Here is a 21,859-nt window from a genome sequence, read left to right on the forward strand (position 1 = left end):
TCACGCGAAGCGCCCAGGTGATCACCAGATGTGACATCCGGACCGGAAATCGCTGCTCGGAGGGGGTGTTGCACTATCAAGTGTTGGCCACTACAAGCAAATTGGTGAGGGGACGCGTAAGGGTGATAAAGGAACCGCCCGTCGCCCGGTCGGGGGGTCCGCTGTACCGAAGTGGACACGTGCGCGCTTTCACGAGCGGTCACGGGCCGATGATGTGACCTGCGTCACCTCACAGGAACCTCAAAAGAAGAGGGCTTGGCCATCGGCGTCAAGAGGTGGTAAGCGTCGGGCAATTCGGACGTTTCAATGAAAACCCGTGATCAAGGCCCGGATGACCCATGCCCGATTTGCCCGTTACGGCGTCAATAAGGTGGCCACAGAAGCGGATTCACACGTTCCGAACGTAACTGTGGCGCAACCCACGTTTCTTGAAGGGAACCGTGAAGCCCTGATAGCGGTTGTACCCATGTCCCACACCGCTCACATACCCAGCCACCGGAAGCCCCGCCGCAGCGCCTCGAAGCTCGCGCTCCGCGCCGGAGTTGCCGGTGGCGTCCTCGGCACCATCGCGGTGGCCGGTGCTGCCGGGCCGGCGAATGCCGAGCCGGTGACCGAGACCATCGAGATGCCCACCCTCGGCTCCCTCGCCGACACCGCCGGCCTCGCCAGCGCCGTCGCCGCCTCCGCCGAGGCCTCCCAGCAGGAGGCCCTCGACCAGAGCCTCCAGTCCCAGGAGAACGCGGCGCTGCAGAAGGCCGCCAAGGAGGCCAAGACGGCCCGCGCCGAGGCCGACCGCAAGGCCGCGGCCGAGCGCGCCGAGAAGGCCCGCCTCAAGGCCGAGCAGGAGCGCAAGGAAGCCGCGGAGCGCGCCTCCCGCGACTCCGCCCGCACCCAGCTCTCCAGCACGAGCGCGTCGGACGACGGCGGCTCCAGCGCCTCGGAGAACGACAGCCAGACGCAGGCCCCCTCCGGCTCCGCCGCCGCGATCGTGGCCTTCGCCCGCGCCCAGATCGGCGACGCCTACGTGTCCGGCGGCACCGGCCCCAACTCCTGGGACTGCTCCGGCCTCGTGCAGGCCGCCTACCGCGAGGCCGGCATCGACCTGCCCCGCATCTCGTACGAGCAGTCGAGCATGGGCACCTCCGTCTCGCTGAGCAACCTCCAGCCGGGCGACATCCTCTTCTGGGGCAGCCGCAGCGGCTCGTACCACGTCGCCATCTACGTCGGCGGCGGCAAGTACGTCGGCGCGCAGAACCCCTCCAGCGGCGTCGTCGAGCACACCATGGACTGGGACACGCCCTCGGGCGCCGTGCGGATCCTCTGATCCCACCCCTCACGATGAAGGGCCGTCACTCCTCGGGGGAGTGACGGCCCTTCGTTCGTCCTGATCGGTTCCGCTATTTCCGGAAAGCGTCGATGATCCGGGCGTAACTGTCCCCGCCGTGCCCCGCCGCCACCGCCTCGCGCATCAGCTCCAGGTGCAGCCGCGGCAGCCGGCCGTCGATCCCCCGCTCCTCCCCCGCGTGCAGCAGGTGCCCGATCGACGCGACCTGGACGTCGATGGTGGCGTCGTCACCCGGGTACTCCCCCGCGTCGATCTGGTCCGCGTACGTCGTGAGGAACCAGGACACCGTGCGCAGCCAGCGCACCGACACCGCCGTGAACTCCTTGGCGGGCACCCCGTCCGCGCCCGCGAGGGCCGTCGCGTGCAGCCAGCCGCCGAACACCGACCACATCAGGCCGAGCAGCCCGGCGTCGTAGAGCGAGGCGAGGCCCGCGTCCGCGCCGAGGTCGACCGGGTCGCCGAGGACCTCCAGGGTCGACCGGTGCTCGGCCAGGAGCCCCGGACCGCCCGCGTAGAGGATCATGTTGGCCGGATCGCCGACCCCGGGCGGCGTGGTCATGATGCCGCCGTCGAGGTAGCCGGCTCCGTGCCCGGCGGCCCACTCGGCCTCCGCGCGGGCCTGCTCGGGCGAGCCGGAGGTGAGGTTGACCAGGACCCGGCCGCGCAGCGCGTCGGCGACGGGGTCGAGGAGGGCGCGGACGGCCGGATAGTCGAGGACGCAGACCACGACGAGCTCGCTCGCCTCGACGGCCGCGGCGACGGTGGCCGCGGCGACCGCTCCCCGGGCGACGAGCGGGGCGGCCTTGCCGGGGGTCCGGTTGAAGACGGTGGTGGGATGGCCGGCGTCGAGGAAGGCGCCCGCGAGGGCGGCGCCCATCTGCCCGAGGCCGATGACGGTCACTGGGATGCGCTTCGTGCTCATGGCTCCACGCTCGCAGCGCGCAAACCCCTCCGACAGGGGCGTAACCGCCGCTCGGCGCACGGTTCCTGCCACGGTGTCAGTCCGTCGGCGTACCGTCGAGGACATGAGCGCTGGAGTGGTCGCCGTCGTCCTCGTCCCCGACGAGCACGGAGGTCTTTCGCCGTGGGACCTGTACGAGCTGTCCACCGTCTCCATGGTGTTCGGGGTGCCCTCCACCGACCTGGCCGACCCCTGGTACGAGCTGAGGGTCTGCGGCCCGGCCGCCCCCGCCGCGCACGGCTTCGACGGGATCGCCGGCGCGGACACGGTCATCGTGCCCTCCGTCCCGGACGCGGTGGCCGAGGGCCGCCAGGAGATGCCCGCCGAGCTGGTCGCGGCGCTCCGGAAGGCCGCCGCCGCGGGGGCGCGCATGGTCTCCATGTGCACCGGCGCGTTCGCGCTCGCCGCGGCCGGCGCACTCGACGGCCACCGGGCCGTCGTCCACCGGAACTACGCCCCCGCGCTCGCCGCCCGGCACCCCCGGGTCACCGTCGACGCCTCGGTGCTCTACACCGACGAGGGCCGGGTGCTGACCGGCGCGGGCGCCGCCGCCGGCCTCGACCTCTGCCTCCATCTCGTGCGGAAGGACCTCGGCGCCGCGGTGGCGGGGGAGCTGGCCCGCCGGCTCGTCGTCCCCGCGCACCGCCCCGGCAGCCAGCCCCAGTTCCTGGAGGCTCCGGTGCCGCCGACCGACGGGGACAGCCTGGGCCCGGTGCTCCACTGGGCGCTCGAACACCTCCACGAGCCGCTGTCGGTGGACGAGCTGGCCCGCCGGGCCCTGATGAGCCCGCGCACCTTCCACCGCCGGGTCCGGGAGGCCCACGGCACCACCCCGCTGCAGTGGCTGCTCCGGCAGCGGGTGGCCCGCGCCCAGACCCTCCTGGAGTCGACGGACCTGCCCGTGGAACAGATCGGCGGCCGCACCGGACTCGGTACGGCCGCCAATCTGCGCCGGCACTTCACCCGCGAGGTCGGGGTGACCCCGACCGACTACCGCAGGGCGTTCAGGCCTTCGGGGCCACCTTCGAGAGGCCGTTGATGATGCGGTCCATCGCGTCGCCGCCCGTGGGGTCGGTGAGGTTCGCCAGCATCTTCAGGGTGAACTTCATCAGCAGCGGGTGGCTCAGTCCGCGCTGGGTCGCGATCTTCATGATCTTCGGGTTGCCGATGAGCTTCACGAACGCGCGGCCCAGCGTGTAGTAGCCGCCGTAGGTGTCCTTGAGGACCTGCGGGTAGTTCCGCAGCGCCAGCTCGCGCTGGGCGGGGGTCGCCCGCGCGTGCGCCTGGACGATGACGTCGGCCGCGATCTGCCCCGACTCCATCGCGTAGGCGATGCCCTCGCCGTTGAACGGGTTGACCAGGCCGCCCGCGTCACCGACGAGCAGCAGGCCCTTGGTGTAGTGCGGCTGGCGGTTGAAGGCCATCGGCAGGGCCGCGCCGCGGATCGGCTGCGTCATGTTCTCCGGGGTGTAGCCCCAGTCCTCCGGCATGGACGCGCACCAGGCCTTGAGGACCTCGCGCCAGTCCAGCTCCTTGAACGCGGACGAGGAGTCGAGGATGCCGAGGCCGACGTTCGACGTGCCGTCGCCCATGGGGAAGATCCAGCCGTACCCGGGCAGCAGCCGGTCCTGCGGGCCGCGCCGGTCCCACAGCTCCAGCCAGGACTCCAGGTAGTCGTCGTCGTGGCGGGGGCTCTGGAAGTACGTGCGGACCGCGACGCCCATCGGACGGTCCTCGCGCCGGTGCAGACCCATGGCCACGGAGAGCCGGGTGGAGTTGCCGTCGGCGGCGACGACGAGCGGGGCGTGGAAGGTGACCTCGCGCTTCTCCTCGCCCAGCTTCGCGTGGACACCGGTGATCCGGCCCGTGCGGTCGTCGATGACCGGCGCGCCGACGTTGCAGCGCTCGTACAGCCGGGCGCCGGCCTTCTGCGCCTGGCGGGCCAGCTGCTCGTCGAAGTCGTCGCGCTTGCGGACGAGTCCGTAGTCCGGGTACGAGGCGAGCTCCGGCCAGTCGAGCTCCAGGCGCACGCCGCCGCCGATGATCCGCAGGCCCCTGTTCCGCAGCCAGCCGGCCTCTTCGGAGATGTCGATGCCCATGGAGACCAGCTGCTTGGTGGCGCGCGGGGTGAGGCCGTCGCCGCAGACCTTCTCGCGCGGGAACGAGGTCTTCTCCAGGAGCAGGACGTCGAGCCCCGCCTTGGCCAGGTAGTACGCGGTGGTGGAGCCGGCCGGGCCTGCCCCGACGACGATCACATCTGCGGTGTGCTCGGAGAGGGGCTGCTCGGTCACGGCGGATCTCCCGGAGGGGTCGAGGGAAGGACGGGGGGAAGTCTATGAGCGGGGCGCTCAGGCCTTGAAGCCGCGGTGCAGGGCGACGACGCCGCCCGTCAGGTTCCGGTGGGCCACCCTCGACCAGCCGGCCTTCTGGAGCAGGCCGGCCAGGGTCTCCTGGTCGGGCCAGGACTGGATGGACTCCGCGAGGTACACGTACGCGTCGGGGTTGGAGGACACGGCACGGGCCACCGGCGGCAGCGCGCGCATCAGGTACTCCTCGTACACCGTGCGGAACGGCGCCCAGGTGGGGTGCGAGAACTCGCAGATGACGACCCGGCCGCCGGGCTTCGTCACCCGGTACAGCTCGCGCAGCGCCTGCTCGGTGTCCTGGATGTTCCGCAGCCCGAAGGAGATCGTGACCGCGTCGAACACGTCGTCGCGGAACGGCAGCTTCGTGCCGTCGCCCGCCGTGAACGGCATCCACGGGTGCCGCTTCTTGCCGACCTGGAGCATCCCGAGCGAGAAGTCGCACGGCACGACGTACGCGCCCGCCCGCACGAACGGCTGCGAGGAGGTCGCCGTGCCGGCGGCGAGGTCGAGGATCCTCTGCGCGGGGCGGGCGTCGACCGCCTTCGCGACCTCCTTGCGCCACCGGCGGTCCTGGCCCAGGGACAGGACGTCGTTCGTGAGGTCGTAGTTCTCCGCCACGTCGTCGAACATCGTGGCGACTTCGTGCGGCTGCTTGTCCAGGTGTGCGCGGGTCACGGGCGTTCGGCCTCGCAGGATCGGGAGTGACGGGCGGGCGGGTTCATTGTCTCAGCGTGGGTGCCGGAAACCGCTCAGCGGGCCCGGTGGACGAGGCGACCGCCGAGGACGGTGGCGACACAGGTCGACGCCCCGAGCCGGACGAGCGCCGCCCGGTCCGGCACGTCGAAGACGGCGAAGCGGGCGGGACCGCCCGGCACCAGGGCGGGCAGCAGCACCAGCGGCACCGGGGAGAGGGACGGCGGGCCGGGGAGCCGCTCCGGGCGGCGGCCGACGGCGAGCCCGGCCCGGCGCACCGCGTCCACGGCCGCCCGGCCGCGCAGTTCACCGGCGACGGCGACCGTGCCGTGCGCGAGGAGCCGCTGCACACCGCGGCGCGCGGAGGCGCCGCGGCGGGCCGGGTCGGCCGCGAAGATCTCCCGCGCCCGCTCCCCCGTGATCGGCTCCGTGCCGAACTCCCCGGCCTCGCGCGGATCCGGGTGGTAGGTCGCTTCGAGCAGCTCGGGGCCGTAGGGGTTGAGCAGTCCCGGCGTGAGGATGCCGGGCCACCGCCGCACCCGTGCCTCGGGCCGGGCCGCGGCCAGGTGCTCGTACGGGCCGACGGCCGCGATGAGCGCGCCGTCGACCAGGACGGCGCTCTCGGGCGTCGCCTCGGCGACGTGGAGGGTCAGCACGCGCGTGTCAGCGGGCGTCGAGGAGCTTCAGCTCGGGGTGCGCCGTGCCGCCCTCGATCGCGGTGGACGAGATGTGCGAGGCGACGCGCTCGTCGACCGGGTCGTCCGCCGGGTCGTCGTGGACCACGATGTGCTCGTAGGTCGTGGTGCGCTGGGCCGGGACGCGGTCCGCCGTGCGGATCATGTCGATCATCTCGCGCAGGTTCGAACGGTGCTTCGCGCCGGCCGAGGAGACGACGTTCTCCTCCAGCATGATCGAGCCGAGGTCGTCCGCGCCGTAGTGCAGGGTCAGCTGGCCGATCTCCTTGCCCGTGGTGAGCCACGAGCCCTGGATGTGGGCGACGTTGTCGAGGAAGAGCCGGGCGATGGAGATCATCCGCAGGTACTCGAAGAGCGTGGCCTGCGTGCGGCCCTTGAGGTGGTTGTTCTCGGGCTGGTACGTGTACGGGATGAAGGCCCGGAAGCCGCCCGTCCGGTCCTGCACGTCACGGATCATCCGCAGGTGCTCGATCCGCTCGGCGTTCGTCTCGCCGGTGCCCATCAGCATGGTGGAGGTCGACTCGACGCCCAGCCCGTGGGCGATCTCCATGATCTCCAGCCAGCGCTCGCCGCTCTCCTTGAGCGGGGCGATCGCCTTGCGCGGCCGCTCGGGCAGCAGCTCGGCTCCGGCGCCCGCGAAGGAGTCGAGGCCGGCGGCGTGGATGCGGGTGATCGCCTCTTCGACGGAGACCCCGGAGATGCGGGCCATGTGCTCGACCTCGGAGGCGCCGAGGGAGTGGATGACCAGCTGCGGGAAGTCCTTCTTGATGGCGGCGAAGTGCTGCTCGTAGTACTCGACGCCGAAGTCCGGGTGGTGGCCGCCCTGGAACATGATCTGGGTGCCGCCGAGCTCGACGGTCTCCGCGCAGCGGCGCAGGATGTCGTCGAGGTCCCGGGTCCAGCCCTTCTTCGTGTCCTTCGGAGCGGCGTAGAACGCGCAGAACTTGCACGCCGTCACGCAGACGTTCGTGTAGTTGATGTTCCGCTCGATGATGTACGTCGCGATGTGCTCGGTCCCCGCGTACCGGCGGCGGCGCACCGCGTCGGCGGCGGCGCCCAGCGCGTGCAGGGGTGCCGAGCGGTAGAGGTCGAGCGCCTCCTCGGGGGTGATCCGGCCACCCGCGGCGGCGCGGTCGAGAACAGACTGGAGTTCGGCCTTCTCGGTCACCGGGTGCGTCCCTTTCGGAGGGGTTCTGATCGACCGAACCAGCCTACGCCAGGGGTTCTCGCGGCTGCCGCAGGGTGCCGGATGGCGCCTGGGCGCGTACGGGGAGGGTGTGCGGCGGGCGGGCGGCGGGCGGGGGTCCGGCGAATAGCCGGTGAATTCCGGGTGTGCCGGGGGGCGCGGCGCATTCGGCGGGCCCGGCGGGGGCGCGCCTCCGCATTCAGCGGCCCGGCGGGGGCGCGCCTCCGCATTCCCCGGGGCGGGGTGTGCGCCCGCATTCCCGGCGGCCGCGGGGTGTGCGCCCGCATTCCCCGGGGACGCCGGAAAGGCCCGCCCTGCGCTCGGGGGGCCCACCGGTATTTCTTTCCCGCCCCTTTCCCCGCGGCTCCGCCGCTTATCGCGCCCGGGCGGGCAGGAGTTCCACCGCGACGTCCGCCGGGAACCCGGTCGTGGGGCCGGTGCGGCGCGCGAACTCCCGTACGCCCGCGAGCTGCTCGGGGCCGAAACGGAAGTCGAGCGTGCGGAAGTAGCGCTCCAGGAGTTCGGCGTCGAAGGTCTCCCAGCGGGCGGCCTGCTCGGCGACCTTGGCGACCTCTTCGAGGGACAGGTCGCGGGAGGCCAGGAACGCCTGGTGCACCTCGCGGACGGTCTCCGGTTCGCGCGCCAGGTAGTCCTTGCGGGCCGCCCACACGGCGAAGACGAACGGCAGCCCCGTCCACTCCTTCCACATCAGCCCCAGGTCGTGGACCTGGAGGCCGAGCCGGGGCGCGTCGTGCAGGGAGGCCCGGAGGGCGGCGTCGCCGATGAGGACGGCGGCGTCCGCCTCCTGCATCATCAGGCCGAGGTCCGGCGGGCAGGTGTAGTAGTCGGGCCGGACCCCGTACTGCTCGGCCAGGAGCAGCTGGGCGAGGCGCACCGAGGTGCGGGAGGTGGAGCCGAGGGCCACCCGCGCGCGGTCGAGCTCGTCCAGGGGCCGCTGGGAGACGATCACGCAGGACATGACGGGGCCGTCGCAGCCGACGGCGATGTCGGGGAGCGCGACCAGGTCGTCGGCGTTGCGGAGGTACTCGACGAGGGTGATCGGACCGATGTCGAGGTCGCCCCGGACGAGCCGCTCGCTGAGCTTCTCCGGGGTGTCCTTGGTGAGCTCCAGATCGAGGAGCGTCCCGGTCCTGGCGAGGCCCCAGTAGAGGGGGAGGCAGTTCAGGAACTGGATGTGTCCGACGCGGGGCCGGCTGCGCTGGTCGTCGGTTGCTTTGTCCACATCGCGAGGCTAGACCCGTCTCGCAGTGTGGGCATCGGCGGGGCACGCGCGTCAGCACACGGAACGGAATCAAACATGCGGGTGACGTGATCTTTCCCTCTACCGCCCCGAGCGTCCTGCGTGCTACGCTCAACGCAAGTTGCAGTTTGGTTTCCCTTGCAGTACAGAGCCTGCGGAGCATGTGACCCGCAGGCTTTTGTAGTTTTCAGACTTGTTTGCAGGTTCTGGAGCAGGGCGACCCTTTGGCCCATAGGAGGGCTCATGGCTACCGGAACCGTGAAGTGGTTCAACGCTGAAAAGGGCTTCGGCTTCATCGCCCAGGACGGCGGCGGCCCGGATGTCTTCGTCCACTACTCCGCGATCAACGCGAACGGCTTCCGCTCGCTCGAGGAGAACCAGGTCGTGACCTTCGACGTCACGCAGGGCCCGAAGGGCCCGCAGGCGGAGAACGTCTCCCCGGCCTAAGTTGCCCGGGTCGGCGGATATCGCATGACTTGCTAGAGCAGTACCCAAGGAGCCCCGCTCCGTGCCCCCGGGCACGAGCGGGGCTCCTGCCTTTGTCCCCGGCCCATTGGTCCCCGGCCCTCCGTCCACGGCCCTTCGTCCGTAGCCTGGACGCATGACCGAACGCAAACCGCCCGGTGTCAGCTTCGAGTCGTTCGTCGACAAGCAGATCCGCGAGGCGACGGAACGCGGTGAGTTCCGCGCCCTGCCCGGCTTCGGGAAGCCGCTGCCCGACGACTCGGCCCCGTACGACGCGCTGTGGTGGATCAAGGGGAAGATGCACAGCGAGGGCGCGTCCGTGCTGCCGCCCTCCCTCGCCCTGCGCAAGGAGGCCGAGGACACGGAGGCGGCGATCGGCGAGGCCGTCTCGGAGAGCCAGGTCCGCCGCCTCCTCGGGGAGATCAACACCAAGATCGCCGAGGCCCTCGCCCGTCCGCCCGCCGGTCCCCCGCTGAACTTGCGGCCCTTCGACGTGGAGGCGACGGTGGAGCGGTGGAAGGCGGAGAGGAACCTGTCGTGAACAGTGCCGGTCTGCTGGTCGACGCGTTCGGCCGGATCCGTGAGGTCGTCCACGAGGCCGTGGAGGGCCTCACCGACGAGCAGCTCGCCGCCCGCGTCGATCCCGACGCCAATTCGGTCGCCTGGCTCATCTGGCACCTCACCCGCGTCCAGGACGACCACCTCGCGGACGCCTTCGACACGGACCAGCTGTGGACCTCGGACGGCTGGGCGGACCGCTTCGGGCTGCCCTTCCCGAAGCGCGCCACCGGCTACGGGCAGACCCGTGCGCAGGTCGACGCCGTCCGCGCCCCCGCCGAGCTGCTGCTCGGCTACCACGACGCCGTGCACGCCCGCACCGAGGACCTCGTCCGCGCGCTCACCAACGCCGACCTGGACCGGGTCGTCGACACCGCGTGGGACCCTCCGGTCACCCTCGGCGTCCGGCTCGTGTCGGTGATCGCGGACGACCTCCAGCACGCCGGACAGGCGGCGTACGTCCGGGGCCTGGTGGAGCGCCGGGGCTGAGCGGCCCGAAGATCCCCCGCAGCGGTACAACCCTCGGATTCGATCAAGAGTCTGCATCGAGTACGGCTCTTCACGCGCCGTGCCCGATTCACTGGGGGTTTCCTTGCAGCACCGTATGTCCGGGCGCCGCCTCGCCGCCGCGCTGCTCACCCTGTCCACGGCCGCCGCCGTGACGGGAACGCTCGTCACCGTCCCGGCCGTCGCGGCCACCTCCGGCGCGACCGCCGAGGGCCGGTGCGCCCCGGCCGCCGCGGGCCTGCTGCCCGTCGGGGCCGAGATCGTCTCCACCGGCGCCTTCGGCTTCGTCACCACGTGCACGGACGAGAACGGCACCACGGCACTGGAGTGGCACAAGACCGACGGCACGGTGTCGCCGCTGTCCGGCCCGCACGCCTACGACGCCTACGCCGACAGCATCCTCATGGGCGACGGCAGCCGCTTCACCGCGTACGACCCCGCGAAGGTCACCTACGTCAACCACGACATCAGCGTGGTCGGCCCCGACGCCCAGCTCGTCGGCGCGGCCGGCGCGGTCCTGTACGTGAGCGTGACGAACGCGGCCGGCGACGGCCGGGACCTCTACCAGCTGGAGAACAACGGCGGCATCGTCCGCAAGACGAAGCTGACGAACACCTACCGGGGCGAGCGGGAGACCGCCCACAAGGTCGTCTCGGCGGGCAAGGACGCCGACGGTCGCCCCGTCGTCCTCATCCTCGTCAAGGGCCTGCGCGACCGGCTGAACGACAAGGTGCCGTACGCCTTCCAGGCCGTGGTGCCCGTCGTCACCGGGTCGGCCATCCTCCAGGAGTGGACGGGCGGCACCGGCGACTGGAACCCGGCGGCGACCGGCGCGCTCGCGGGGAAGTACACGGCGTGGATCGAGGGCACGGCCGGCGGTACCGGCCACCTCCGGGTGCGCGCCTCCGGCGGCGTCGACAAGGACATCGCGCTGACCGACGTCCCCGGGCAGCCGGTCCTCGCCGGGATCGTCGGCGACACCGCCCTGTACGCGGCGCAGCGCGACCCGGGCGCGGGCCCGGACGTCCTGACCCCGCTGTACGCGCGGAACATCGCCACGGGCGGAGCCCCGTACAAGGTCCTGGAGAACTACTCCTCCGTCGCGCACGCCCCCGACGGCAGCCTGCTGGTGCGCGGTGCGAGCAGCGCGGCCGACGGCCTCTTCAGGGTCACGCCGGACGGCGCCGGCACGCCGTCCTTCTCGCTCGTCGCGGACACCGGCAAGGTCGTCGCCCTCCAGGTGACCCGCTCGTCGGTGCCGGCCACGGTGAGCCTGGAGAAGCCCGGGGCGACCGTCCCGATGTCCTTCGACCTGTCCCGCCCGGACGCGAAGGCGACCCTGGTCCTCACCCACAGGGCGACCGGCAGGCATGCCGTCGCGACCCTGCCGCGGCCGGAGTCCGGCAACCGCTTCTCCTTCGCCTGGAACGGGATCACGGCGCCGATCAGCGCCCCGAACGGCGCCTACACCTGGCGGCTCACCGCCACCTCGCTCGACGGAGCGCAGACCGTGACCGCCTCGGGCGGCTTCACCGTGACCCGTCTGAACAACCCGCACGACTACAACGACAACGGCTCGACCGACGTCCTCACGCGGGACGCCTCGGGCACGCTGTGGCGGGACGACCTGTTCGACGGGCGCTTCTACGACAAGTACCAGACCGCCCTCCGGACGAAGGTCGGCACGGGCTGGAACGCGTACAAGCAGGTCGAGGCCGTCGGCAGCGTCGGCGGCGCCGCGCACGGCGACGTCGTCGCGGTCGACGGCTCCGGCGTGACCTGGCTCTACCTGGGCAAGGGCGACGGCACCTTCGCGACGCGCCTGAAGGTCGGCACGGGCTGGCAGATCTACAACAAGATCGCCGGAGGCTCGGACCTCGACGGCGACGGCCGCCCCGACCTGGTGGCCACGGACACCGCCGGCTACCTGTGGTTCTACAAGGGCACCGGCAACTACGCGAAGCCGTTCGGGCCCCGGCTCCGGGTCAGCTCCGGCTGGAACGCGTACAACCAGATCACCGCCGTCGGCAACATCGCGAACTCGCCGGTCACCGACCTCGGCGCCGGTGACCTGGTCGCCCGCGACAAGGACGGCGTGCTCTGGCTCTACCGGGGCACCGGCGGCGCCGGCTTCGAGAGCCGCATCAGGATCGGCACCGGATGGAACGCCTTCAGCCAGCTCGTCGGCGCGGGTGACGTCACCGGCGACGGCCGTCCGGACCTGATCGCGTACGGGGCGGGCGGCACCCACGTCTACGGCTCGACGGGCTCCTCCACGGCCCCGTTAGTCCGTCAGCCGACGCAGCTCTTCGTGGGCGAGGGGACCCGGTACAACGCGGTCGTCTGATCGCCCGTACAACCATTCGGCCCCTTGGGGAGTCCTGCGGGCGTGGCGGGAATTCGCCACGCCCGCACTCTGGGGAGGAACACCCTTTTGACCCCCATACGCACCCCCCGCGTCCGGCTCGGAGCGGCCGTGGCGGCCGTCCTGGCCGTCACCGCGGGCGGTCTGACGACGGCCGTCCCCGCCACGGCCGTCACCCCTTCCGCGGTCACCGCCGCCGCCTCGGCCGTGGTGCCGTACCCGAAGGGCGACGCGGACCTCGTCAGCGCCGGGACGACCGGCTTCCTGACCTGGAACTGGACCGACCAGGGCGCCCGCGCCGTCTGGACGCGCTACTCCGACGGCGGCACGAAGGAGCCCTGGTCCCTCGCCGACGCGTGGATCACCGCCTCGCGCGCCTCCGACGTGATCGCCAGGGTCACATCCAACGGCTCGATCACGCTCCGGGACATGGCGACCGACGAGGACGTCCTGTCCGTCCCCGGCACGGGCGCCACGTTCGTCGGCGCCGTCGGCCGGACCGCGTTCGTCGAGGGATCCGGCGGCGTGCACCTCCTCGCCCGGGGCGGGGACGGCCAGGTCGCCGACCGCACCGTCACCGGCCTTCCGGCGTCCCTGACGAAGCCGTCGGTCAGGGCCGCGACACCGGACACCGCCCTCCTCACGTACGTCACCGCCGGAGTACGGCACTGGGCGACCGTGGACCTCGCCACCGCGAAGGCCGTGGACACCGGCACCATCGCCGGCGACCCCGACCAGAAGGCCCCGGTCGCGCTGTCCGGCAAGCACGTCGCCTGGCTGGAGCCCGCGAGCGGCGGCTTCCGGACCGCGGTCGTCACCGAGCGTGGCCCCGGCACCGGCACGCAGCGGATCTCCCTGCCGGGCGCGGTCGACTCGCTCGGCCTGGTCGGCAGCTGGCTGACGTACGGGCAGAAGGGCGGGTACGACGAGCGCAACCCGTCCCCCGACTACGCCGTCACCGCGCGCTACCTGGGCAACGGCATGACCCGGAAGCTCATGGACGACGCGGAGTCCTCGGCCGTCGCGCCCGACGGGTCCCTGCTCGTCCAGGGCGGCACCGTCGCCCACGGCGAGGGCCTGTACCGCATCGCCCTCGGGGCGAACGGCGAACCGGCCGCGACCCAGGTCGCCTCCTCCGGCCTGTCCACCAAGGTCACGCTGCTCAGCCACGCCATCCCCCCGGTCGTCGACCTCGACAAGACCGGCGGCCGGCTCGGCATGGTCTGGCAGCTCAGCCGGTCCGAGGTCGAGATGACCGTCAGGATCCGCAACACCCGCACGGGCGAGACCCTCACGGACGGCGTCTACCCGCTCAACGGCGACTACGACCCGCACCGGGCGGCGTACACCTGGAACGGCCAGCTCAGCTGGAACAGCACCCCCGACATGTGGACCGGGGCGCCCGCCGGCCCGTACACCTGGGAGATCACGGCCAAGCCCCTGAACGGCATCGGGCCGGCGCTGAAGTCCTCCGGCGCGTTCACCGTGACCCGGAAGCCCGGCGCGCACGACTACGACGCCGACGGCTCGCCCGACATCCTCGTCCGGGACACCGCGGGCCGCCTGTGGATCGACGACACGTTCCCCCAGCCCGAGGCCGGCTACGTCAACCAGAACCCCGGGCTCCTCGTCGGCACCGGCTGGGGCGCCTACGACCGGATCGAGGCCGCCGGGAACCTCGCGGGCTCGGCCGTGAGCGACGTCGTGGCCCGGGACAAGGCCGGCGTGCTCTGGCTCTACCAGGGCACCGGCAACGCCAAGGCCCCGCTGGCGACCCGCGTCCGCGTCGGCTCCGGCTGGGGCGCGTACACCCGGCTCACCGGCGGCAGCGACCTCACCGGCGACGGACGGTCCGACCTGGTCGCCACCGACAAGACCGGCGCCCTGTACCTCTACAAGGGCACGGGCTCGGCCACCGCCCCCTTCGCCGCCCGGAAGCGGATCGGCACCGGCTGGGGCGCCTACAACCAGCTGACCGCCACCGGCAACATCGCCGGAGGCACCGCGGGGGACCTCGTCGCCCGCGACACCGCCGGCGTCCTCTGGCTGTACCTCGGCAAGGGCGACGGCACCTTCGCCCCCCGCGTCCGGATCGGCGACGGCTGGCAGGCCTACGACCGCCTCCTCGGCGTCGGCGACATGAACCGCGACGGCCGCCCCGACCTGTACGCCTCCGGCAAGGGCGGCGGCGGCGTGGCGTTCGTCTACAAGGGCACGGGCTCCTGGAGCAAGCCGTTCGCCGCGCGCGACCAGGTCTCCTGGGCCTTCGACATCCCGGACATGAAGTACGACCTGCTCTCCTGACGATCTTCCCCCCGTGGCCGCTACAACCTTCGGCCGGGGTGACGGGTCTCACCGGGCGTGGCGCCTTCTCGGCGCCACGCCCGGACTTTTTGGGGGGAACTCACACGTGAAGCACCACCGTTCGACTTCGACCCGTCACCTCGCCGCGGCCGTCACCGCCGTCCTCGCCGTCACCGCGGGCACGCTGGCCGCGGGACCCGCCGCCCTCGCGGCCCCGGCGGCCGCGCCCACGGCGATCACCGCGCCGAACGCGGCGGCGGCGACGGTCCCGTACCCGGGTGACGCGAAGATCGCGGGCGCCGGGACCACCGGCTTCCTGACCCGCTCCACGGACAGCGCGCAGAAGCTGCTGTGGACCCGGTACGCGGACGGCAGCTCGACCGAGGTGACCTACGCCCAGGGCGGCGGCCTCGACGTCACCGGCACCGACGTCCTCGTCGTCGGCGACTCCCGCTACCCGGCCCAGTTCCGGACGTTCACGCTCCGGGACATGGGCCGCCCGGAGAACGGATCCGTCCACTTCGACCTCGGCTCCGTCTTCCCGGGGGCCGTCGCCACGTACGTGAAGGCCGTCAGCCCCCACTCGGCCCTCGTCCAGGTCACCAAGCCCAGCGCCCGCAAGGAGCTGCACCTCGTCGTCTCCGAGGCCGGCCGCGTCTCGGAGCGCGCGATCACCGGACTCCCCTCCGACACGCTCGACTTCTTCACCTCGGCGCCCGTCCGCGACGACGAGGTGCTCGTCGGCTACGCCAAGGACGGCCTGTCCGCGCCCACCGGCGGCACGTCCACCGCCGACGCCCCCGCCGGCGGCCGTGCCGTCGTCGACCTGCTGTCGGGCGCGGTCAAGGAGACGTACGACTCCGCCCAGTCGGGCTACCTCAGCAGCCCGCTGCACCTCTCCGCGACGCACGTCGGCTGGGAGGAGACCAACGCGGCCGGCGAGCGCGTCCTCGTCACCCACGACCGCGCCACGAAGGCCCAGCAGACCCTCACCCTCGGCCACCCCGAGGAGACCCTCACCGGCGTGGTCGGCGACTGGGCGGTCTACGGCCAGCCGACCGCGCTCACCGACGGCTGGAAGGCGCCCCTGGGCCCCCTGCGGGCGGTGTCCCGCACGGCGGTCGGCGAGCCGGTCGAACTCCTCGCGTACGCCTCCTCCGTGCAGCCCGCCGCCGACGGCACCCTGCTCGCGCGCGGCGGCACCGTGGACAAGGGCGAGGGCCTCTACCGGATCGCCGCCGGTGCCGACGGCACCCCCACGGCCGAGCTGGTCGCCACGACGGGCCAGCCGACGGCGCTCACCTACCTCGGGGACGAGGTGCCGGACATCGTCGACTTCCCCGACCACGAGTGGACCGGTCTGAAGTGGCGGATGAGCCGGGTCAACGCCGACGTCTTCGTGAAGCTGACGGAGCAGAAGACCGGCCGGACCTTCACCCGCATGCTGAAGCTGAGCCGTGAGTCCGGGTACGTCTACGACTCCACCACCTTCCGGCTCCTCTGGAACGGCGTCCTGGAGGACTTCGACGGCACCCAGCCCGGCAAGCCCGCGCCCAACGGCACCTACGGCTGGTCGATCCGCGCCACCCCGCAGAACGGGGTCGGACCGGTCGTCGAGCGCACCGGCGTCTTCCAGCTCGCCCGCTCCCCGAAGGTCCACGACTACAGCGACAACGGCACCCCGGACCTCCTCGCCCGGAACGCCGCCGGCGAGCTGTTCCGCGCCGACACCCTGAAGGGCCGTGCCTCCGGCGGGCCCGTCAAGGTCGGCCCCGGCTGGAACACGTACGCCCAGATCGAGTCCGTGGGCAACGTGGCGGGCAGCGGCAACCCCGACGTCCTCGCCCTCGACAAGACCGGGAAGCTCTTCCTGTACCTGGGCACGGGCAGCGAGACGTACGCGCTCACCGCCCGCAAGGAGATCGGTACGAACTGGGGTGTCTACGACAAGCTGGCCGGCGGCTCCGACCTGGACGGCGACGGCCGCGCGGACCTGGTCGCCACCGACAAGACCGGCGGCCTGTGGTTCTACAAGGGCACGGGCCACCCCACCTCGCCCTTCGCGGCCCGCAAGAAGATCGGCACCGGCTGGGGCATCTACAACCAGCTCACCGCCACCGGCAACATCGCCGGAGCAGCCGCCGGAGACCTCGTCGCCCGCGACAAGGACGGCGTCCTCTGGCTCTACCTCGGCAAGGGCGACGGCACCTTCGCGCCCCGCATCAAGGTCGGCGGCGGCTGGAACCAGTACACCCAGCTCGTCGCCGTCGGCGACGCGACGATGGACGGCCGCAACGACCTGTACGCGTACGGCCCGAACAACACCTCGTACCTCTACGAGGGCAACGACAGCTGGCACTTCCCCTTCCACATGCGCAAGGCCACCGACCTCCTCAACGGCGGCACGGCCTACACCAACGTCTCCTGACGCCCGGGCGACGAAGAAGTGGCCGGACGGTGTGCAACCGTTCGGCCCCCTCGCAAGTCTCATCGAACGGTATGCACGCATGTGCGTGCCGTTCGATGCTTTGAGGAGAAAAACGTGACTTCACGCACGGCACGGCGCCGGCTCTCCACCGCGATCACCGCGGTCCTCGCCGTCACGGCGGGCACCGCCCTCGCCGCCGCCCCCTCGGCGACCGCGGCCCCGGCGCTCGCCCCGGCCGCCGTCGCGGCCCCCGGGGACACGGCGAAGGCGCAGGACGTGGCCGAGCTGCCGGTCCGTACGGAGATCACGAGCGCGGGGCCGGGCGGCTACCTCACCTCCACCGAGCAGTACGACGACGGCACCTACTCCTACGACTACTACTGGCACCGTCCGGACGGCACCTCCACGCTCGTGGTGGCGGCCTGGGGCCGCGGGCCCGCGCTGCCGAACGCCGCCGTGTCCGACATCGTGCCGGTCCCCGACGACTACGACTACCGCGTGATCCGGCTCCGCGACATGTCCGCCCCGGCCGGAACCGCGCCCGTCGTCTTCGACCTGGCCAAGCTGAACAAGCCGGACGCCACGTACCGGTACGTCGGCACGATCGGCTCGACGCTGCTCGTCCAGGTGACGAAGACCGCCGGCAAGGAACTCCACCTCCTCACCAAGTCCGGCGACACGATCACGGACCGCCCCGTCACCGGCCTGCCCGCCTCGATCGACCGCGTCGAGGACGTGCGCGGCACCGCCGACGCCGCGTTCCTCGCCTACCGGACGACCGCGGCCGCCGGGGACAAGACCGGCGTCGTCACCGTCGACCTGGCCACGGCCGCCGCCGGCACCGCCCGGCCCACGAGCATCCCCGGCTGGAACCACCCCTTCGCGATCGACGGCACGCACCTGGCCTGGTGGCAGGACGGCACCACCCTCGTCACCGCCGACCGCGCCGGCGGCGCCCCGAAACCGGTCACCCTCCCCCGGGCCGAGCGCCCGGCCGTCGGCCTCGTCGGCGGCTGGGTCCTCCACGGCACCGCGACCGAGGTCGGCGGCGGAACCGCCGGCGACCCGCAGCTGCCGCTGACCGCACGCCCGCTGGCCGGAGGCGACCCGGTGAAGGTCCTCGACCGCATGTCGAGCCTCACCGCGGGACCGGACGGCAGCCTGCTCGTGCGCGGCGGCACCGTCGAGCACGGCGAGGGCGTCTACCGCGTCACCGTCGGCGCCGACGGCACGCCGGCCGCCGAACTCGTCGCCTCCACCGGCGAGGACACCGCCCTCACCCTGAAGAAGACGAACGTCGGCCCCGTCGTGGACCTCGATCCGCAGAACAACCGGATCACCATGAGCTGGGACCTGTCGCACCCCGGCTACGCGTACGAAGTGCGCCTGGTGCACAAGAAGACCGGCCGGCTCTACCGCTACTCCATGACCATGGACTACGCCCCGAGCTTCTCCTTCCTCTGGCGCGGCAACTTCGCCGTCGGCGACAACGACCCCGGCAAGTCCGCCTTCAACGGCGACTACCGCTGGGAGCTCGACGCCAAGCCGACGAACGGCATCGGCCCGGACCTCCACACGACCGGTGACTTCACCGTCGTCCGCAGCCCGAAGGTCCACGACTTCGGCGACAACGGCTCCCCGGACCTCCTCGTCACCACCACGGACGGCAACCTCTACCAGCTCGACACGGCGTACGACGTGTGGAAGCGCAAGGTCGTCCCGGTCGACTACCCGAACTACGTCAGCGCCGGCTGGAAGGGCTACCAGCTGACCGAGTCCGTCGGGAACGTCGGGGGCACGAGCGCGCCCGACGTCGTCGGCCGCGACGCGAGCGGCGGCCTGTGGCTGCACCCGGGCACGGGCGACGAGCGGAGCCCGCTCGGCCCCCGGGTGAAGATCGGTACGGGCTGGGGCGTCTACGACAAGCTGGCCGGCGGCTCCGACCTGGACGGCGACGGCCGCGCGGACCTGGTCGCCACCGACACGGCGGGCGCGCTCTGGTTCTACAAGGGCACGGGCAACGCGACCTCGCCCTTCGCACCCCGCAAGAAGATCGGCACCGGCTGGGGCATCTACAACCAGCTCACGGCCACCGGCAACATCGCCGGAGCAGCCGCCGGAGACCTCGTCGCCCGCGACAAGGACGGCGTCCTCTGGCTGTACCTCGGCAAGGGCGACGGCACCTTCGCGCCCCGCGTGAAGATCGGCGGCGGCTGGAACCAGTACACCCAGATCGCCGCCGTCGGCGACGCGACGATGGACGGCCGCAACGACCTGTACGTCTTCGGCCCCGACAACACCTCGTACGTCTACGCGGGCACCGGCAGCTGGAGCGCCCCGTTCGCGACGCGCGTCCCCACCGACGCGCTGACGAACACGAGCCTGCGCTTCACCAACGTCCTGTGACCCGCCCGAAGGGAACCATGCGCCCCGCCCCCTCCCGCCTCCGGCGGACCACCACCGCCGTCGCCCTCGTCCTCGCCGTCACGGCGGGGACGGCGGCGACGGCCCCGGCGGCCTGGGCGACGCCCGCCGCGACCGCCGCCGCGACCCAGGCCTCCGACCCGTACCGGCTGTCGGCCGACACGGGCGTCCGCCAGATCGGGTCGTCCGGCTACCTGACGGCACACCAGACCTTCGACTCGGAAGCCAACGCGCACTACGACTACGTCTGGCACCGGTACGCGGACGGATCGGAGACGCCGCTGGGCGAGCAGCACGCCGTCAACTCGATCCCGTCGGACGTCGTCCCGCTCGGGACGTCGGGCACCGGGATCCAGTTGAAGGACATGTCCGCGCCCCCCGGCACACCCGCGGTGGTCATCGACCTCGGCGCCCTCGGCCCCGGCCACGTCTACGCCGCGACGATCGGCTCGACCCTCCTCGTCGACCGCTACGACACCGACCGGACGGTCACGCCCTTCCTCGTCTCCAAGACCGGCGGCTCGCTGTCCAAGCGGGCGGTCACCGGACTGCCCGCCGGACTGACCGACCTCTCCCTGAAGCAGGCGCTCCCGGACGGGAAGACGATCCTCCTCGGCTACGAGTCCCCGGCGGGCAAGGGCCTGGCCGTGGTCGACATGGCCACCGCCGCCGTCAAGGAGACGTACACCCCGGGGGCGAGCACCCGCTCCTTCGGCACCCCCGTCGCCCTCAGCGACCGGTACGTCGCCTGGTTCGAGAGCAACGAGGACATGGTCCTGGTCGTCACCGACCGGGAGACCGGAACCGCCCAGCGGTTCGCGTACCCCAACGAGTGGACCGACGTCGCCCTCGTCGGCGACTGGGTCGTCACCGGGACCGCCCAGGACCTCGACTCCGTGCACACGCGCGAGACCCCGCTCACGGCCCGCCCGCTCAAGGGCGGCGAACCGGTGAAGCTCCTCGACCGGATGGTCCGCGCCTACGGCAGCCACGAGCTGCTCCACGGCCCCGACGGCACGCTGTACGCGCACGGCGGGGTCTCGGGAGGCAGGGTGGGCCTGCACCGGGTCACGCTCGGCGCGGACGGCGCACCCGCCGTCGAACTGGCCTACAGCACGGGCGTGCCGACCGACGTCGCCCTGACGTGGCTGCCCGACCCCGACGTCCGGCTGGACGCGCTGGAGGGAGGCGCCCGGCTGTCCTGGAGGCTCTCGCGCGGGGGCCTCACGTACGACGTCACGCTCACCCACAAGGAGACCGGCCGGCAGAAGACCTTCCACGGCACGGACGGCAACGCGAACCTCTCCGTCTACTGGGACGGCCGCTGGGACGCCACCGCGACCGAGCCGGCGGCCCTGGCGCGGCCCGGCACGTACACCTGGGAACTCAAGGCCCACCCCGAGGACGGCGTCGGCCCCGACCTGCGCGAGACCGGGACCTACGAGGTGACGCGCGTCCACCGGGCGCACGACTACAACTGGAACGGCACGCCCGACGTGTTCGCCCGGGACGCGTCCGGCAAGCTGTGGCGCGCGGACAGCGGCACCACCTACGACCTGGGGTACCGCTTCACCGCGCAGGGAGCCCCCGCGTACGTGGGCTGGGGCTGGGACACGTACGACAGGATCGAGTCCGTCGGCGACGTCGGCGGGACGAACGTCGCGGACCTCGTCACGCGCGACAAGAGCGGCGGCCTCTGGCTCCACCAGGGCACCGGCCTCGCGGAGAAGCCGTTCGCCGACCGGGTGAAGATCGGCACCGGCTGGGGCATCTACCAGCAGCTCGCCGGCGGCTCCGACCTCGACGGCGACGGCCGCCCCGACCTCGTCGCCACCGACAAGGCCGGCGGGCTCTGGTCCTACCGGGGCACGGGCGGCACCGCGCCCGCGTACACGTCCCCCCCGAGGAAGATCGGCACCGGCTGGAACATCTACAACCAGCTCACCGCCACCGGCAACATCGCCGGAGGCCCCGCCGGAGACCTCCTCGCCCGCGACAAGGCCGGAGTCCTCTGGCTCTACCTCGGCCTGGGCAACGGCACCTTCGGCCCCCGCATCAAGGTCGGCAGCGGCTGGAACGCCTACACCGACCTCGTCGCCCTCGGCGACGGCGACCGGGACGGCCACAACGACGTGTACGCGTACGGACCCAACGGCGCCTCGTACTTCTACCGGGGGACGACCCGGTGGCAGGCTCCGTTCGACACGCGCCGGGCGACCTCGCTCCTCCGCACGGGAACGACGTACAACCAGGTCTCCTGAACCGGTAGTTCCGGCCGTACAACCATTCGGGCCCTCCGGG

At 72.2% G+C, this 21,859-nt stretch carries 16 protein-coding genes; 10 read left to right on the forward strand and 6 right to left on the reverse strand.

Annotated features, from left to right (window positions below; all coding sequences use genetic code 11):
- Positions 1-466: 466 nt before the first annotated feature.
- On the forward strand, positions 467-1,324 hold the full coding sequence (locus ABTY59_RS03135) for a C40 family peptidase (RefSeq protein WP_352017130.1): 858 nt from the start codon (positions 467-469) through the stop codon (positions 1,322-1,324).
- 73 nt (positions 1,325-1,397) lie between these two features.
- Here ABTY59_RS03135 and ABTY59_RS03140 read toward each other — a convergent pair whose 3' ends face one another.
- Positions 1,398-2,267 carry an NAD(P)-dependent oxidoreductase gene (locus ABTY59_RS03140; RefSeq protein WP_352017131.1) on the reverse strand — a complete coding sequence of 290 codons (870 nt, stop codon included), beginning with the start codon at positions 2,265-2,267 and terminating at the stop codon, positions 1,398-1,400.
- Between the two features lie 103 nt (positions 2,268-2,370).
- On the opposite strand from ABTY59_RS03140, the gene ABTY59_RS03145 reads away from it, so the two are divergent.
- On the forward strand, positions 2,371-3,345 hold the full coding sequence (locus ABTY59_RS03145; protein WP_352017132.1) for a GlxA family transcriptional regulator: 975 nt from the start codon (positions 2,371-2,373) through the stop codon (positions 3,343-3,345).
- On the opposite strand, the gene ABTY59_RS03150 is transcribed toward ABTY59_RS03145, so the two are convergent.
- From ABTY59_RS03150 to ABTY59_RS03170, 5 genes are all read right to left on the reverse strand, one after another.
- Positions 3,311-4,597, reverse strand: coding sequence for a geranylgeranyl reductase family protein (locus tag ABTY59_RS03150; RefSeq protein ID WP_352017133.1), 1,287 nt, complete (start codon positions 4,595-4,597; stop codon positions 3,311-3,313). The two genes, ABTY59_RS03145 and ABTY59_RS03150, sit on opposite strands and share 35 nt — an antisense overlap.
- Before the next feature lie 57 nt (positions 4,598-4,654).
- On the reverse strand, positions 4,655-5,347 hold the full coding sequence (locus tag ABTY59_RS03155) for a demethylmenaquinone methyltransferase (protein WP_352017134.1): 693 nt from the start codon (positions 5,345-5,347) through the stop codon (positions 4,655-4,657).
- Positions 5,348-5,421: 74 nt separating this feature from the next.
- Positions 5,422-6,021, reverse strand: coding sequence for a hypothetical protein (locus ABTY59_RS03160; protein ID WP_352017135.1), 600 nt, complete (start codon positions 6,019-6,021; stop codon positions 5,422-5,424).
- Positions 6,022-6,028: 7 nt separating this feature from the next.
- Positions 6,029-7,228 carry a cyclic dehypoxanthinyl futalosine synthase gene (gene mqnC, locus ABTY59_RS03165; protein WP_352017136.1) on the reverse strand — a complete coding sequence of 400 codons (1,200 nt, stop codon included), beginning with the start codon at positions 7,226-7,228 and terminating at the stop codon, positions 6,029-6,031.
- Between the two features lie 391 nt (positions 7,229-7,619).
- A complete protein-coding gene (locus ABTY59_RS03170) occupies positions 7,620-8,489 on the reverse strand; it encodes a menaquinone biosynthetic enzyme MqnA/MqnD family protein (protein ID WP_352017137.1) in 870 nt (289 codons plus the stop codon).
- Positions 8,490-8,750: 261 nt separating this feature from the next.
- Here ABTY59_RS03170 and ABTY59_RS03175 point away from each other — a divergent pair, with 261 nt between their 5' ends.
- The 8 genes from ABTY59_RS03175 (at position 8,751) to ABTY59_RS03210 (ending at position 21,819) form a co-directional block, all read left to right on the forward strand.
- Entirely contained in the window at positions 8,751-8,954 is a 204-nt protein-coding gene (locus tag ABTY59_RS03175) for a cold-shock protein (protein ID WP_041130679.1), read from the forward strand.
- Positions 8,955-9,108: 154 nt separating this feature from the next.
- Entirely contained in the window at positions 9,109-9,513 is a 405-nt protein-coding gene (locus ABTY59_RS03180) for a DnaJ family domain-containing protein (protein ID WP_352017138.1), read from the forward strand.
- Positions 9,510-10,019 carry a mycothiol transferase gene (locus ABTY59_RS03185; protein ID WP_352017139.1) on the forward strand — a complete coding sequence of 170 codons (510 nt, stop codon included), beginning with the start codon at positions 9,510-9,512 and terminating at the stop codon, positions 10,017-10,019. The genes ABTY59_RS03180 and ABTY59_RS03185 overlap by 4 nt, the downstream gene beginning before the upstream one ends.
- 103 nt (positions 10,020-10,122) lie before the next feature.
- Positions 10,123-12,384: an FG-GAP repeat domain-containing protein gene (locus ABTY59_RS03190; protein WP_352017140.1), complete on the forward strand. Its 2,262-nt coding sequence runs from the start codon at positions 10,123-10,125 to the stop codon at positions 12,382-12,384.
- An 87-nt stretch (positions 12,385-12,471) separates the two neighbouring features.
- A complete protein-coding gene (locus ABTY59_RS03195; RefSeq protein WP_352017141.1) occupies positions 12,472-14,706 on the forward strand; it encodes an FG-GAP repeat domain-containing protein in 2,235 nt (744 codons plus the stop codon).
- Positions 14,707-14,812: 106 nt separating this feature from the next.
- Positions 14,813-17,134: an FG-GAP repeat domain-containing protein gene (locus ABTY59_RS03200; protein ID WP_352017142.1), complete on the forward strand. Its 2,322-nt coding sequence runs from the start codon at positions 14,813-14,815 to the stop codon at positions 17,132-17,134.
- Between the two features lie 114 nt (positions 17,135-17,248).
- Positions 17,249-19,540 (forward strand): FG-GAP repeat domain-containing protein, encoded by a 2,292-nt coding sequence (locus ABTY59_RS03205; protein ID WP_352017143.1) that lies wholly within the window; start codon positions 17,249-17,251, stop codon positions 19,538-19,540.
- A 17-nt stretch (positions 19,541-19,557) separates the two neighbouring features.
- Positions 19,558-21,819 (forward strand): hypothetical protein, encoded by a 2,262-nt coding sequence (locus ABTY59_RS03210; RefSeq protein WP_352017144.1) that lies wholly within the window; start codon positions 19,558-19,560, stop codon positions 21,817-21,819.
- The last annotated feature ends 40 nt before the right edge of the window (positions 21,820-21,859 follow it).

The organism is Streptomyces sp. NPDC096079, from assembly GCF_040303145.1.
Classification (GTDB): Bacteria; Actinomycetota; Actinomycetes; order Streptomycetales; family Streptomycetaceae; genus Streptomyces.

What these genes read in the sequence shown, in the direction of transcription:
- ABTY59_RS03135 (WP_352017130.1), top strand. Translation starts at nt 467, where the DNA reads ATGTCCCACACCGCTCACATACCCAGCCACCGGAAGCCCCGCCGCAGC.
- ABTY59_RS03140 (WP_352017131.1), bottom strand. Translation starts at nt 2,267, where the DNA reads ATGAGCACGAAGCGCATCCCAGTGACCGTCATCGGCCTCGGGCAGATG.
- ABTY59_RS03145 (WP_352017132.1), top strand. Translation starts at nt 2,371, where the DNA reads ATGAGCGCTGGAGTGGTCGCCGTCGTCCTCGTCCCCGACGAGCACGGA.
- ABTY59_RS03175 (WP_041130679.1), top strand. Translation starts at nt 8,751, where the DNA reads ATGGCTACCGGAACCGTGAAGTGGTTCAACGCTGAAAAGGGCTTCGGC.
- ABTY59_RS03180 (WP_352017138.1), top strand. Translation starts at nt 9,109, where the DNA reads ATGACCGAACGCAAACCGCCCGGTGTCAGCTTCGAGTCGTTCGTCGAC.
- ABTY59_RS03210 (WP_352017144.1), top strand. Translation starts at nt 19,558, where the DNA reads ATGCGCCCCGCCCCCTCCCGCCTCCGGCGGACCACCACCGCCGTCGCC.